Origin of the sequence: Paracoccus binzhouensis, from assembly GCF_016446475.1 — a bacterium.
In the GTDB taxonomy this organism is placed as follows: Bacteria; Pseudomonadota; Alphaproteobacteria; order Rhodobacterales; family Rhodobacteraceae; genus Paracoccus; species Paracoccus binzhouensis.
Window position 1 is genome coordinate 15,560 of sequence record NZ_JAEHFP010000056.1, and the last position, 12,425, is coordinate 27,984.

General features: G+C 69.3%; 16 protein-coding genes and 1 pseudogene. 5 read left to right on the top strand and 12 right to left on the bottom strand.

Translation table 11 applies throughout. The features are described from left to right. Positions 1-21: 21 nt before the first annotated feature. Positions 22-1,068 carry a DUF475 domain-containing protein gene (locus tag I9P22_RS13605; protein WP_199260020.1) on the bottom strand — a complete coding sequence of 349 codons (1,047 nt, stop codon included), beginning with the start codon at positions 1,066-1,068 and terminating at the stop codon, positions 22-24. A 101-nt stretch (positions 1,069-1,169) separates the two neighbouring features. Here I9P22_RS13605 and I9P22_RS13610 point away from each other — a divergent pair, with 101 nt between their 5' ends. After that, positions 1,170-1,844, top strand: coding sequence for a DUF1045 domain-containing protein (locus tag I9P22_RS13610; RefSeq protein WP_199260021.1), 675 nt, complete (start codon positions 1,170-1,172; stop codon positions 1,842-1,844). On the opposite strand, the gene I9P22_RS13615 is transcribed toward I9P22_RS13610, so the two are convergent. From I9P22_RS13615 to I9P22_RS13635, 5 genes are all read right to left on the bottom strand, one after another. Further along, positions 1,841-2,800 (bottom strand): magnesium transporter CorA family protein, encoded by a 960-nt coding sequence (locus I9P22_RS13615; RefSeq protein WP_199260022.1) that lies wholly within the window; start codon positions 2,798-2,800, stop codon positions 1,841-1,843. The two genes, I9P22_RS13610 and I9P22_RS13615, sit on opposite strands and share 4 nt — an antisense overlap. A gap of 81 nt (positions 2,801-2,881) precedes the next feature. Further along, entirely contained in the window at positions 2,882-3,832 is a 951-nt protein-coding gene (locus tag I9P22_RS13620) for a 2-hydroxyacid dehydrogenase (RefSeq protein WP_199260023.1), read from the bottom strand. Further along, entirely contained in the window at positions 3,832-4,173 is a 342-nt protein-coding gene (locus I9P22_RS13625; RefSeq protein ID WP_199260024.1) for a tRNA-binding protein, read from the bottom strand. Before I9P22_RS13625 ends, I9P22_RS13620 begins: the two co-directional genes overlap by 1 nt. Further along, positions 4,170-4,973: a pyrroline-5-carboxylate reductase gene (gene proC / locus I9P22_RS13630; protein ID WP_199260025.1), complete on the bottom strand. Its 804-nt coding sequence runs from the start codon at positions 4,971-4,973 to the stop codon at positions 4,170-4,172. The genes I9P22_RS13625 and proC overlap by 4 nt, the downstream gene beginning before the upstream one ends. Positions 4,974-4,999: 26 nt before the next feature. Continuing rightward, positions 5,000-5,500, bottom strand: a complete 501-nt coding sequence (locus tag I9P22_RS13635) for a type III secretion system chaperone family protein (RefSeq protein ID WP_019351406.1) — start codon at positions 5,498-5,500, stop codon at positions 5,000-5,002. A gap of 237 nt (positions 5,501-5,737) precedes the next feature. Between I9P22_RS13635 and cobD the strand changes: the two genes are divergently transcribed. Continuing rightward, entirely contained in the window at positions 5,738-6,715 is a 978-nt protein-coding gene (cobD, locus tag I9P22_RS13640) for a threonine-phosphate decarboxylase CobD (protein WP_199260026.1), read from the top strand. On the opposite strand, the gene I9P22_RS13645 is transcribed toward cobD, so the two are convergent. From I9P22_RS13645 to I9P22_RS13655, 3 genes are read right to left on the bottom strand one after another with little or no spacing between them, the layout of a single operon-like run. Beyond that, positions 6,699-7,742, bottom strand: coding sequence for a 5-(carboxyamino)imidazole ribonucleotide synthase (locus I9P22_RS13645; RefSeq protein WP_199260027.1), 1,044 nt, complete (start codon positions 7,740-7,742; stop codon positions 6,699-6,701). The two genes, cobD and I9P22_RS13645, sit on opposite strands and share 17 nt — an antisense overlap. Then, positions 7,735-8,244 carry a 5-(carboxyamino)imidazole ribonucleotide mutase gene (purE, locus tag I9P22_RS13650; protein WP_199260028.1) on the bottom strand — a complete coding sequence of 170 codons (510 nt, stop codon included), beginning with the start codon at positions 8,242-8,244 and terminating at the stop codon, positions 7,735-7,737. Before purE ends, I9P22_RS13645 begins: the two co-directional genes overlap by 8 nt. Before the next feature lie 52 nt (positions 8,245-8,296). Continuing rightward, positions 8,297-8,515: a YdcH family protein gene (locus tag I9P22_RS13655; RefSeq protein ID WP_199260035.1), complete on the bottom strand. Its 219-nt coding sequence runs from the start codon at positions 8,513-8,515 to the stop codon at positions 8,297-8,299. A gap of 182 nt (positions 8,516-8,697) precedes the next feature. Between I9P22_RS13655 and I9P22_RS13660 the strand changes: the two genes are divergently transcribed. From I9P22_RS13660 to I9P22_RS13670, 3 genes are all read left to right on the top strand, one after another. Further along, positions 8,698-9,108, top strand: coding sequence for an Hsp20 family protein (locus I9P22_RS13660; protein WP_199260029.1), 411 nt, complete (start codon positions 8,698-8,700; stop codon positions 9,106-9,108). 13 nt (positions 9,109-9,121) lie between these two features. After that, positions 9,122-9,349 (top strand): DUF1150 family protein, encoded by a 228-nt coding sequence (locus tag I9P22_RS13665; RefSeq protein WP_199260030.1) that lies wholly within the window; start codon positions 9,122-9,124, stop codon positions 9,347-9,349. 309 nt (positions 9,350-9,658) lie between these two features. After that, the gene (locus I9P22_RS13670; protein WP_199260031.1) at positions 9,659-10,405 is read left to right on the top strand and encodes a Crp/Fnr family transcriptional regulator; all 747 of its coding nucleotides are present in this window, start codon (positions 9,659-9,661) and stop codon (positions 10,403-10,405) included. 96 nt (positions 10,406-10,501) lie between these two features. Here the strand turns inward: I9P22_RS13670 and I9P22_RS13675 are convergent, their stop codons facing one another. From I9P22_RS13675 to I9P22_RS13685, 3 genes and pseudogenes are all read right to left on the bottom strand, one after another. Next, positions 10,502-11,308: a glycosyltransferase family 2 protein gene (locus I9P22_RS13675; protein WP_199260032.1), complete on the bottom strand. Its 807-nt coding sequence runs from the start codon at positions 11,306-11,308 to the stop codon at positions 10,502-10,504. Further along, entirely contained in the window at positions 11,305-12,084 is a 780-nt protein-coding gene (locus I9P22_RS13680; protein ID WP_199260033.1) for a hypothetical protein, read from the bottom strand. The genes I9P22_RS13675 and I9P22_RS13680 overlap by 4 nt, the downstream gene beginning before the upstream one ends. Positions 12,085-12,144: 60 nt before the next feature. Continuing rightward, positions 12,145-12,425 (bottom strand): annotated as a pseudogene (locus tag I9P22_RS13685) (hypothetical protein); the annotation flags it as partial.

Genomic DNA, 12,425 nt, shown 5'->3' on the forward strand with positions numbered 1-12,425 from the left:
CGAGGGTTTCCCAGGCGGGGCCTAGCCCTGCGGATGGCGGCGGCGCCAGGCCAGCGAGCTGAGGAAGGCCATGCCGATGAAACCCGCGCCCAGAAGGCCGGTCACCACCTCGGGGATCGGGCGCAGGGTCTGCACGAACATCAGCACCGACAGCACGAAGATCGACCAGAAGGCGCCATGCTCGAGATAGCGGAAGGCGGCGAGCGTGCCGCGCTCGACCAGCATCACCGTCATCGAGCGCACATACAGCGCGCCGATGCCCAGGCCGATGGCGATCAGGAACAGGTTCTGCGTCAGCGCGAAGGCGCCGATCACCCCGTCGAAGCTGAAGGAGGCGTCCAGCACCTCGAGATAGAGGAAGGCGCCGAAGCCGCCGCGCGCCATGTCGGCATGGCTTTGCCCGCCGCCCCAACGGTCCAGCACATGGCCCAGCATGTCCACCAGCAGATAGGTGATCACCCCCCAGATCGCGGCGATGATGAAGGCGTGCTCCTTTTCCGCCGGCAGCCGGCCGACGATCACCAGCATGCAGATCAGCACGAAGCCGACCTCCATGCCGCGGATTTCGCCCAGCTTGCGCAAGGCCGCCTCGACGCCCTTGATCCAGTCCACGTCCTTGGCCTCGTCGAAGAAATAGTTCAGCGCCACCAGCATCAGGAAGGCGCCGCCGAAGGCGGCGATCGGCAGATGCGCCTCGTGGATGATGCGGGAATATTCCTGCGGCTGGGTGGCCGCCAGACGCACCGCCTCCCATGGCGCCAGGCGGGCGGCGATCACCACCACCAGCAGCGGGAAGATCACCCGCATGCCGAAGACGGCGATGATGATGCCCCAGGTCAGGAAGCGGCGCTGCCATTTCGGCGTCATCTGCTTGAGCTTCTGCGCATTGACGATGGCATTGTCGAAGCTCAGCGAGATCTCCAGCACCGCCAGGATGCCGGCGATCAGGAAGAAGGCCAGCGCCCCCGAGCCGGTGCCGTGATATTCCCAGCCCAGGAAGCCGGCCAGCGCCAGGCCGACGCCGGTCAGGATGAAGGGCCAGGTCATGTAGCTGAGCGTCGATCTCATGCGCTGTCCTTCGGTCATGCGGCTGGTCCTTCGGTCATAGGCTTTGCTAGGAAGGGGGACAAGGCGGCCCGGCGCAGGGCCGCCTTGCGACAGGAGGATGCATGCAGTTCCGGCGTTACGCGATCTATCACCTGCCGACGGGCGCCCTGGGCGATTTCGGCAGCGCCTGGCTGGGCTGGGACGCCCGGCACGGCATGGCGCATCTGCGCCCCGACGGCCTGCCCGGCGATGCCGATGCGTTGACCGAAACGCCGCGCCGCTACGGCTTTCACGCCACGCTGAAGGCGCCCTTCCGCCTGGCGCCGGGGCCCGGTCCCGAGGAGCTGGCGCTGGCGCTGCGGCTGGTCTGCGACCATCTCTCGCCCTTCGCGCTGATGCTGGAGCCGCGCTGCGACTGGGGTTTCGTCGCGCTGCGCCCCGCGCGCCAGCCGGCCGAGTTGCTGGCGCTGGAATCGGCGCTGGTGACACGGCTCGACGCCTTCCGCGCGCCGCTGAGCCCGGCCGAGCGCGAGCGGCGCAATCCCGACGGCCTGCCCCCGCAGGCCCGCGCACATCTGGACCATTGGGGCTATCCCTTCGTGCTGGAGCTGTTCCGCTATCACCTGACGCTCAGCGGCCAGCTGCCCGCGCCGCTGGCCGAGGCGCTGCGCCAGCGGCTGGCCCCGCATCTGGCGCCGCTGATCGCCGCGCCCATGCCGGTGGAAGCCGTCGCGCTGATGGGCGAGGACGAGGACGGCTTCTTCCGCATGATCGAGGAAGTGCCGCTGCGCGGTTAGAGCCATTTTCGCCATTTCAGCACCAGGAAGGTGACCACGGCCGAGACCACCATCAAGCCAAGCGCCATGGGGAAGCCCCATTCCAGCTCCAGCTCGGGCATATGGGTGAAGTTCATGCCGTAGATGCTGGCGATCAGCGTCGGCGGCAGGAACAGCGCCGTCACCACCGACAGGATGCGCACGCGGTCGTTCTGCTGCAGGCCGATCATGCCCATTGTGGCATCGACGGTCATGGCGATGCGCGAGCCCAGGAAATCGGCATGCACCTCGAGCGCCTGGATGTCGCGTTGCAGCGCGGCGCCGTGCGGGCGGATATGGCCGTCCTCGGGCTGATGCGCGGCATTGGCCGCATGATAGGCCAGGATGCGGTCCATGGACAAAAGCCCCATGCGCACCCGGCTCATCAGCTCGGCCTGCTGGCCCACCGTGACCAGCGAGGCTTGCAGCGAGGCCGCGTCCGAGGCGGCCGTCATGGTCAGCACCCTGCCCGCCGTGGCATCCAGCACCTTGGCCACGCCCTCGGAAATGTCGGCAAGCCGGCCGATGATCTCCTCGACCAGCCCCAGGAACACCCGCGCGGGCGAGCCGCAGCCGCTGCTGGAACGCTCGGCGCGGGGCGGGAAGGTCTCGAAGGGCCGCGGGGCATGGTGGCGCACGGTGACCAGCTGGCGCGGGCTGACGATGAAGGTCACCGGCATGGCGGCCGGGGTGCCGTCGGGCAGCTGCCCCGGCAGCACCCCGGTCATGTAGATGGTGCCGTTGTCGGTATAGAGCCGATTCGAGATCTCGATCTCTTCCATATCCTCCAGGGTCGGGATCTCGTAGCCCAGCGCCGCCACCGCCTTCACCTGCGAATCCAGCGGGCGATAAAGGTCGATCCACAGCGCCTCGGCCAACCCCCTGCCCTCGGGCAGCGGCAGCAGCCCGGCCCCCTGACTGATATAGCTGTAAAGCATCCCGTCCCGCCCGGTCTTTCCCGGCCTCAACCTGAAAGCCCCGGCCGGCGGGGTCAAGCCCCGGCCGCCGGTCGGCCCGGGTCAGTTCACCCGGTCGGGCAGCGCATGGCCTTCGTCAAGGGCGACCAGGTTGTTCATCGCCCGCATGGCCATGGCGGTACGCACCTCCTCGGCGGCGGTGCCCAGATGCGGCAACAGGGTGACGTTCTCCATGGCGCAAAGCTCGGGCGAGACCCGGGGCTCGAACTCGTAGACGTCGAGGCCCGCCCCGGCGATCCGGCCCCGGGCCAGCGCCTCGACCAGCGCCGCCTCATCGACCACGTCGCCACGAGCGATGTTGATCAGGTAGGAGCGCGGCCCCAGCCGCTCCAGCGCCGCGGCACCGATCATGTGGCGGGTGCCGGCGCCGCCGGGCACGGCGACAACGGCGAAATCCGACTGCGCCAGCAGCTCGTCCAGGTCCGCCACCTGCCGGGCCGGGAAGTCCAGCGACGACACCACCGAGCGGTTGTGAAAGATCACATCCATGCCGAAGCCGTAATGGCAGCGCCGGGCGATGGCCTTGCCGATGCGGCCCATGCCGATGATGCCGACCGTGCAGCCGGTGACATGCCGGCCCAGCAGCTGCGTCGGCTCCCAGCCGGTCCATTCGCCGCGGCGCAGCAGCCGCTCGCCCTCGCCCGCCCGGCGCGCGGTCATCAGGATCAGGGTCAGGGCGATGTCCGCGGTGGCCTCGGTCACGGCATCCGGGGTGTTGGTCACGGCGATGCCGGCCGCCGCGGCCGCCGCCACGTCGATATGGTTGTAGCCGGCGCCGAAATTCGCCAAGAGCCGGCAGCGCGGCCGACCCCGGAAGGCCTCGGCAGTGAAGCGGTCGCCCAGCGTCGGCATGATCGCGTCGTAATCGGCCAGCGCCCGCGCCGCCTCCTCGACGCTGAGGCCGTCCTTGCGGTCCAGGATCTCGGTCTCGAACCGGGCCGAGAGCGCATGTTCCGCCGCCTGGGTCATACGGCGCGTCACCAGAAGCTTCATCAATACATCCTTCCGCCAAGGGGCACCGGCTGGTCCGGACCGATCAGCACCACCTCGCCGTCCTCGTCCGGCAGGCCCAGCACCAGGACCTCGGACATGAAGGGGCCGATCTGGCGCGGCGGGAAATTCACCACCGCCAGCACCTGCCGGCCGATCAGCCCGTCCGGCGCGTAATGCCGGGTGATCTGGGCCGAGCTCTTCCGCTCGCCGATCTCCGGCCCGAAATCCAGCCACAGCTTGAAGGCCGGCCGCCGCGCCTCGGGGAAAGGCTCGGCGCGGGTGATGCGGCCGACGCGGATCTCGAGCTTCTCGAAATCCGCCCAGGCGATGGGTTCGGTCATTTCCCCAGCTCCCGTCCCCGCGCGGCGGCGGCCGCTATGGTGCGGCGCATCAGCGGCGGCAGGCCGGTCGCGGGGTCCATCAGTTCCTTCAGCCCCGCCGCCGTGGTGCCGCCGGGCGAGGTCACGGCCTCGCGCAGCTTCGCCGGATCCTCGTCCTCGTGCACGGCCAGCGCCCCGGCCCCGGCCACGGTGGCCCGCGCCAGTTCCAGCGCCAGCGCCGGCGAAAGCCCCTCGGCCGCGCCCGCCGCGGCCATGGCCTCGATCATGTGAAACACATAGGCCGGCCCCGAACCGGAGAGCGCCGTCACCGCATCCATCTGGCCCTCGCTCTCCAGCCGCACGACGCGGCCGACGGCGGACATCAGCGCCTCGGCCAGCGCAAGCTCGGCCTCGCCGGCCCTGGCATTGCCGATGATGGCGGTGATGCCCTGGCCGATGGCCGCCGGGGTGTTGGGCATGCTGCGCACGATGGGTGCGGCCGGGAAGGCCGCCTCATAGGCGCCCAGCGTGACCCCGGCCGCGACCGAGACCACCAGCGTCCGCGCCCCGACCGACAGCCGCGGCAGCACATCCGCCATCATCTGCGGCTTCACGGCGATCACCAGCACCGCCGGATCGTCCGGCAATTCTCCGTTGACCGAAATACCCAGATCCGACAGTTCCGCCCGGGGATGCGGGTCGATCACATGCACCGCGCCCGCCGCCAGCCCGTTCTTCAGCCAGCCGTCCAGCACTGCCCCGCCCATGCGGCCGCAGCCGACCAGCACCAGCCCGCGCGCGTTCACATCCGAAAAATCCATGCCCCGTCCCTGCCCTGCGGCGAAAATCAGGCGCGACCGTAGGCCTCGGACAGGGCGATGTCCATGGCGGCATCGGGCGTCGCGTCGCCCCAGCAGGCCAGCTGGAAGCAGGGATAGAAGCGCTCGCAGGCCAGGATGGCGTTGCCGATCATCTGGTCGATCTGTTCCGGACTGGCGATGGCGTCGCCCGACAGCACCAGCCCATAGCGCCAGACCATCAGCTTCTGCGGCGACCAGAAGGTGAAGCCGCCGTCCCAGACCTGATCGTTGGCCAGGTTCAGCACCTCGTAAAGCGCCGGCAGTTTCTCGGCCGGGGGATCCATGTCGAAGGTGCAGATCAGCCGCAGCACTTCCTCGCGCGGCGACCAGGCCAGCGTGATCGAATAGCTGCGCCATTGCCCCTCGACCGCCATGGCGATCTGGTCCTCGGCCAGACGGTCGAAGTCCCATTCGTGATGCGCCGCGACGGTTTCCACGATGTCGATGGGATGGATGTCATCGCTATGGATGAAGTCCAGCTGTGCCATGTCCTGTCCCCCTGCCTGTCTGCGAGCGGAGCAAGGTCGAACCCCAACCCTTGGCCCCAACTCTTGGTGGCCTAGACTACACCCGGCGTAGTTTCCGGAATGTGCCTACAACATATCGTGTGCCTGTTCCACGAGGGTGTAAAGCGAAAATTCCGTTACTGGCCCCGAGCGGGGCGCCACCGCGGCTTGACCCCGGGCTTTTGCACGGGTTCAAGGACGCAGGAGGACAAAGCAGGCATGCGCGACCACGGCGGCGACATCGACAGGGCGGCCAGCCGCTTCGGGCGGGCGGACTGGATCGACCTGTCCACGGGAATCAACCGCCGGCCCTGGCCTGCCCCGGAAAATTCGGCCGGGCCGCTTTCGTCCCATGCCCTGACCGCGCTGCCGACCCGGGCCGATGCCGCCCGGCTCTGCGCCGTGGCCGCGACCCGATTCGGCTGCCCGCCGGATCAGGTGCTGCCGCTGGCCGGCGCCTCGGCGGCGATCCAGCTGCTGCCGCATGTGCTGCCGGGCCGGCGCGCGGCAGTGCTGTCGCCGACCTATAACGAACACGCGGCCAGCCTGCGCGCCGCCGGCTGGGCGGTGGCCGAACCGAGCGATCCGGCGGCGCTGGCCGGCGCCGATCTGGCGGTGATCGTGAACCCGAACAACCCGGACGGGCGCGAGTTGCCGCCCGCGCGGATCGCCGCCATCGCCGCCACGGTCGGGCATCTGGTCGTCGACGAAAGCTTCGCCGATCCGCGCCCCGACCTGTCGGTGGCGACAGCGCAGCCCGATAACGTGACGGCGCTGCGCAGCTTTGGCAAGTTCTGGGGCCTGGCCGGGCTGCGGCTGGGCTTCGCCATCGCTGCGCCCGATCTGCTGGCGCGCCTGGCCGAACGCGCCGGCCCCTGGTCGGTCAGCGGCCCGGCGCTGGAGATCGGCGCCCGGGCGCTGGCCGACACGGCCTGGATCGACGACACCGTGGTCTGGCTGTCCGAGGCGGCGCTGCATCTCGACCAGATTGTCACCCCGCATTGGCCTCTGGTGGGCGGCACGCATCTGTTCCGGCTCTACGATACGCCCGACGCCCCGGCCGCGCGCGACCTTCTGGCCCGCGCCGGCATCTGGAGCCGCATCTTCCCTTGGCATCCGCGCTGGATCCGCCTGGGCATCCCCGGCAATCGCGCGGAATTCGACCGCGTGGCGGGGGCCTTTACCGCAGCCGGTTGACATGGCCCATCTTGCGGCCCGGGCGCGCCTCGCCCTTGCCGTAAAGATGGACCTGGCAGCGCGGCTGCTGCAGCAACTCGGGCAGGCGCAGCACGTCGTCGCCGATCAGGTTCTCCATCTCGACATCGGCGTAGCGCTGGCCGTCGCCCAGGGGCAGGCCGGCCACGGCGCGGATATGCTGCTCGAACTGGTCCACGGCGCAGCCGGCCTGCGTCCAGTGGCCGGAATTGTGCACCCGCGGCGCGATCTCGTTCACCACCAGCCCGTCCCGGGTCACGAACAACTCGACCCCCATGACGCCGATATAGTCCAGCGCATTGACGATGCGCGCCGCGATCAGCACCGCATCGGTCAGCAGGCCGGCCGGCAGGCCGCAAGGCACGGTGGTGGTGCGCAGGATGCCCTCGCGATGCACGTTCAGGCCCGGATCATAGGCCGCGACCTGCCCGTCGGCGCCGCGCGCGACGATGACGCTGATCTCGGCCGAGAACTCCACGAAGCCCTCCAGCACCGAGGGCGCGCCGGTCCAGTCCCGCTGCCCGGTATCGGAAAAGCGGATCTGCCCCTTGCCGTCATAGCCCAGCCGCCGGGTCTTGAGGATGGCGGGCGCGCCCAGTTCCGCCAGCGCGGCGGGCAGGTCGGATTCGGTCTCGACATTGCGATAGGGCGCGGTGCGCAAGCCGATTCCGGCCAGGAAGTCCTTTTCGCTCAGCCGGTCCTGCGACACGGCCAGCGCCCGGCGGTTCGGCCGGATCGGGCGCAGCGATTCCAGCAGGTCCAGCGCCGCCGTCGGCACGTTCTCGAATTCATAGGTGATGACATCGACCGATTCGGCGAAGGCGCGCAACGCCGCCTCGTCCTCATAGGGCGCGGTGGTCAGCCGATGCGCCACGTCGCCCGCCGGCGCGGCGCCCGGCTCGTAGACATGGCAGCGATAGCCCAGCCGGCTGGCCGCGACCGAGAGCATCCGCCCCAGCTGTCCGCCGCCCAGGATGCCGATCACCGATCCGGGGGCGAGTTCACTCATCTTTCGGCTCCTCGGGGATGGAATCGCTGAGCGCCTGGCGCCAGGCGTCCAGCCGCGCCGCCAGTTCGGGGTCCGATATCGCCAGGATCCCCGCCGCCATCAGCCCGGCATTGGCCGCACCCGCCGCGCCGATGGCCATGGTGGCGACCGGATAGCCCCTGGGCATCTGCAGGATGGAATAAAGCGAATCGACCCCCGACAGCGCCTTGGTCTGCACCGGCACGCCGATCACCGGCACCCGGGTCTTGCTGGCCATCATGCCCGGCAGATGCGCGGCCCCGCCGGCGCCGGCGATGATGACCTTCAGCCCGCGCGCCACCGCCGTCTTGCCATAGTCCCACAGCCGGTCCGGCGTGCGATGGGCGGAAACGATCCGCGCCTCGTAGGCGATGCCCAGCGCGTCCAGGATGGCGGCGGCCTCGCGCATGGTCGGCCAGTCGGACTGGCTGCCCATGATGATGCCGACAGGCGTTCCCGCGGGTGTTTCGGCGGCTTTTTCCATGGCTCGACCCCCTTTTGCGCCCCGCCCTACAGCGCCGGGCGGGATCATGCAATCAGGCGATGATGTCGGGGGTCAGCTCGTCCTCGAGCCGGGCGATGCGGTCCTTCAGCGCCAGCTTCTGCTTTTTCAGCCGCTGCAGGGTCAGCGAATGGGTCAGGCTCTGCTCGGACAGGGCCGCGATCGCCTCGTCCAGGTCCCGATGCTCGCGCCGCAGCACCTCGAGCTTGGCGCGGGCGATCTCTTCATGGGACATCTCGTGCTGGGCGTTCATCTCGGCCTCGGGCTGGATCAAGCTCTTATATCCCACCGATACAACGCTGTTAATGGCTTTGCCAATCTCGGTTAACCGCGCCGGCATCTTGCGCTGCGCCGCCGCCGTTCACATATTGATCCTGCCGGATCGCCGTTCCGGGGTCCGGCCGACAGTCGCTTTAGCTGTAAAGGGCTTGGGGAATGACCAAGATCAGTCTGGCCGCTCATCCGTTCCTGCTGGGGTTCGACCAGCTGGAGCGTCTGGCCGAACGCGCCGCCAAGGGCGCCGAGGGCTATCCGCCCTACAATATCGAACACCAGGGGCAGAACGGCTTCCGCATCACGCTGGCCGTCGCTGGCTTTTCCGAGGACGATCTCAGCATCACGCTGGAAGATCGCCAGCTGGTGATTCGCGGCCGTCAGGCCGAGGCGGAGGACGAGCGGGTGTTCCTGCACCGCGGCATTGCCGCCCGTGCCTTCCAGCGCAGCTTCGTGCTGGCGGACGGGGTCGAGGTGGTCTCGGCGGGGCTGGAAAACGGGCTGCTGAACATCGACCTGCGCCGGTCCGTGCCCGACAGCATCGTGCAGACCATACCGATCAGCCGCAAGTGAAAGGGGATCGCAGATGAACGAGAAATTCGATTTCGGCCCGGAAATCACGGGCAACACCGTCTATATCCGCCGCGTCGCCATGGACACGCTGCCCGACGAGGTGCGCCGCCAGGTGCCGGGCGCCGATGCGCTCTATGCCGTGCACGGTGCCGATGGCGAGCGGCTGGCGCTGGTCAAGGACCGCAGCCTGGCCTTCATGCTGGCCCGCCAGAACGAGCTGAGCCCGGTCAGCGTGCACTGACCCCGCGCGTCCCGGCCGCAGACCCCAGCGGGCATGGCAGGCGCGGCGGCTGCGGCAGGTTGCCGCAGCCTTGTCCCGGGAAATCTTTCCGAACTGTCGGCTATCTGACACAAGCCTCGGCAAGAATCCGCTAAGAGATACGGACGCTAGGGGATCCACGTTCCCGGGTTCGGTCTTTGCAAGTGCCGGATCTCCAGCGCAATGCCAGCGGTGCCCCGGTGGCAGGCGCTTTGCTGTTTCGTTCCTGCCCCGTTCGTGTAACATCATGCGCGTCGCTTGACGCGCATGATTTCAACCGGGGACGGCCTCTTGATCGACGACGACAGCCGGATCTGCCGGGACCGCCCGCCGCCGGCCCCCGGACGGAAGCCGCCGGCCCTGCCGCGCTGGTTCCACCAGCCGGGCCGCTGGGAAAGCCTGAGACCCGACCTGATCGAGGGGCTGGATGTCGAGGCGCGGCTGGCCTTCTATGCCGAATGCACGCCGCGGGTCTTTCCCACTCCCACCGAGATCCTCAGCCAGGACGAGGAGACCGAGGTCGCCTACCTGATCGTCGAGGGCCAGATCGAGGTCAGCTTCGTGGACGTGGACGGCAATACCGTCATCGCCCATGTCGCCGGCCCCGGCGAGGTGATGGGCGAGGTCGAGCTGCTGTCGGGCAAGACCTGCGCCGCCACCTGCCGCACCCTGCCGAACACCCGGCTGCTGCGCTTCACCGCGCCGCTGCTGATGCGGCATGTGCCGGTGGAGGTGCTGCTGCGCAATTTCGCCGGCATCCTGCACGGCCGGCTGATCCGCGACAACCGGCTGCAGGCTATCGCGCAGTTCTATTCGGCCGAGGGGCGGATCTGCATGCACCTGCTGCGCATGACCAGCGCCGAACGGCCCGAGGTCCAGGTCAGCCAGTCGCAGCTGGCGCTGCTGGCCGGCTGCTCGCGCCAGACCGTCAACCGCACCCTGGCCGAGCTGCGCGCCGAGGGCATCATCGAGCAGCGCCGCGGCCTGATCCGCATCCGCGACCCCGGCCGGCTGAGCGGCAAGAGGCTCGCGCCCTGAAGCGTTTCCGGTAAAGGCGGATGCCGGTTTTGCGGCCGAACATGGGCAAAGACAAAGGTCCGCGGCGCTTCGACGAAGCGTCCATGGCGCCCGCGCTCAGGCGGAAAAGCCGTAATGCTCGATCATGGCGCGCAGCGCGCGGTCGTTGCCGTCGCCGGTCAGGTTGCCGTCGCGCAGGTTCTGCGCCTGGGTGCCCGGCCATTCGGTGATGCGAAAGCGCCCGCCGACCTTTTCCGGCCGCGACCCGGCCAGCCGGTGCATCCAGTAAAGCCAGACATCGTCGGCCAGGGGCGCCAGCCGCTGGAACAGCGCCGCATCGGTCACGTCCGGGTGGAACACCCCCGGCGCATAGAGCACGCCCCCCACCCCGGTCGGAAAGACCAGCGGCCCCGCCTCGGGCCGGTCGATGTTGCGCTGCCAGTCGCCATAGGCGGCGGGCCGGCCCTCGCGCAGCGCCACGCGATGCGCGCGGTGGCAGACCACCCCCGCTTCCGCCCGGCGCACCATCTGCGCCAGCCAGTCGGCGCCGTAATAGACGTCGTCGTCGGCGGTGACGATGAAGGCATCCGGCGCCTCCAGCAGCGCCGGCACCAGCTTCTTGTAGCTGCGCCAGTTCGGGCAGATCCGCGTCTCGATGTCCAGCGACCGGATCTCGGGCGTCAGCTTCGCCTCGTCGCCCGCGTCCAGCCACAGGATCACCCGGTCGGCCGCCACCGTCTGCGCCAGCAGCGAGCGCAGCACCAGATGCAGGCTGGCGAAGCGCGCCGGATAGCTGGTCAGGCTGACGACCAGCGGCGCTTTCAGCCCATGCGGCGCGGGCGCGACGCGCCGGGCCAGGATCTCGGCCTCGGCCGCCGCGATGCGCCGCGCCTGCTTCATCCGCCGGAAGGCGTCCGCGATCATCCCTGCCAGGCCTTTCTCAGCCAGTCGATATTGCCGATGCGGCGATACCATTTGTGGCCGCGACCGGCAAAGACGTCCTCCATCTTCGGCGCGCCGGCGAACAGCACGATCTTCGCGCCCTCGGGCAGGGCCGGATCGGCCAGGAAGCTGCGGAAATGCCGCGGCACGCAGTCGTTCTTGAAGCTGACGCACCAGCCCTTCGGCCAGTAATGCAGGTTGCCATGCGCGGCCAGCTGCGCGCTCTGGAACTGCTGGCTGATCTCGTATCGCGCGGTCGCCGCCCGCGGATCGGCCAGATAGGCGTCCAGGACATAGCCATGCGCCCCCACCTCGTAGCGGAAGACCGAGCTGTTGCCGACCGAATGCAGGAAACGGTCGCGGGCCGGATTGACCTTGCGCAGCGGCTTGGCGCGAAACAGGTCGTCGGCGCGGATGATGAAGAAATCGCCCGGCAGGTCGAAGAACGGCGCCAAGTCGTCCACCACCACCAGGTCCAGGTCCAGAAACAGCGCCGTCATGCCGGCAAAGCCGCCCAGGTCGCGACGGAACAGTGCCAGCTTGCGCCAGCGCGTGTCGCCGTGGCCCTTGGGCAGGCCCAACTCGGGCAGCGGCAGCGCCTCGACGCCGGGGTCGATGCCCTCGGCGTCGTCGGTGAAGCAGATGAAGCGATGCGGCCGCGCCAGATGGCGCCGAACCTGGCGATAGAGCCGGTTCACGTCTTCCGCACCGTAGATCGTGCCCCATTTCATCGTCAGGATCAGGACAGGCTCGGTCATCTGCGCTCCCACTCTCTGCACCTTGCGATAGGCGATGCGGCCGCGACGGTCAACGCGCCGTCAGCCGACGAGTTCGAGGCCCAGCCCGTCCGCATCGGCGCAGAGCCGCCGCCGCGTCGCCTCGTCTGCCGGCAGCAGCAGATGCGTGGCGCCATGGTTGCGCGCCAGGATCGCCTGGCCCAGGATGGTCTCGACGGCCAGCGGCAGCGCCACCGGCTCGCCCCGGTCCGGGCGCAGCATCACCCCGCCCGCGCCAGGCTCGGCCAGCACCCGTTCGCAGCCCGCCGCCCGGAACCGCGCCCGCAGCGCATTCGGCGTCAGCGCCCCGTCGCGGCCGCGCG

Bases quoted from the DNA above. Each gene is read 5' to 3' on its own strand.
- cobD (WP_199260026.1), top strand. From the start codon at position 5,738: ATGCGCGACCACGGCGGCGACATCGACAGGGCGGCCAGCCGCTTCGGG.
- I9P22_RS13635 (WP_019351406.1), bottom strand. From the start codon at position 5,500: ATGGCACAGCTGGACTTCATCCATAGCGATGACATCCATCCCATCGAC.
- I9P22_RS13665 (WP_199260030.1), top strand. From the start codon at position 9,122: ATGAACGAGAAATTCGATTTCGGCCCGGAAATCACGGGCAACACCGTC.
- I9P22_RS13610 (WP_199260021.1), top strand. From the start codon at position 1,170: ATGCAGTTCCGGCGTTACGCGATCTATCACCTGCCGACGGGCGCCCTG.
- I9P22_RS13605 (WP_199260020.1), bottom strand. From the start codon at position 1,068: ATGAGATCGACGCTCAGCTACATGACCTGGCCCTTCATCCTGACCGGC.
- I9P22_RS13680 (WP_199260033.1), bottom strand. From the start codon at position 12,084: ATGACCGAGCCTGTCCTGATCCTGACGATGAAATGGGGCACGATCTAC.
- I9P22_RS13660 (WP_199260029.1), top strand. From the start codon at position 8,698: ATGACCAAGATCAGTCTGGCCGCTCATCCGTTCCTGCTGGGGTTCGAC.
- I9P22_RS13615 (WP_199260022.1), bottom strand. From the start codon at position 2,800: ATGCTTTACAGCTATATCAGTCAGGGGGCCGGGCTGCTGCCGCTGCCC.
- I9P22_RS13655 (WP_199260035.1), bottom strand. From the start codon at position 8,515: ATGAACGCCCAGCACGAGATGTCCCATGAAGAGATCGCCCGCGCCAAG.
- purE (WP_199260028.1), bottom strand. From the start codon at position 8,244: ATGGAAAAAGCCGCCGAAACACCCGCGGGAACGCCTGTCGGCATCATC.
- I9P22_RS13620 (WP_199260023.1), bottom strand. From the start codon at position 3,832: ATGAAGCTTCTGGTGACGCGCCGTATGACCCAGGCGGCGGAACATGCG.
- I9P22_RS13645 (WP_199260027.1), bottom strand. From the start codon at position 7,742: ATGAGTGAACTCGCCCCCGGATCGGTGATCGGCATCCTGGGCGGCGGA.
- proC (WP_199260025.1), bottom strand. From the start codon at position 4,973: ATGGATTTTTCGGATGTGAACGCGCGCGGGCTGGTGCTGGTCGGCTGC.
- I9P22_RS13625 (WP_199260024.1), bottom strand. From the start codon at position 4,173: ATGACCGAACCCATCGCCTGGGCGGATTTCGAGAAGCTCGAGATCCGC.
- I9P22_RS13675 (WP_199260032.1), bottom strand. From the start codon at position 11,308: ATGATCGCGGACGCCTTCCGGCGGATGAAGCAGGCGCGGCGCATCGCG.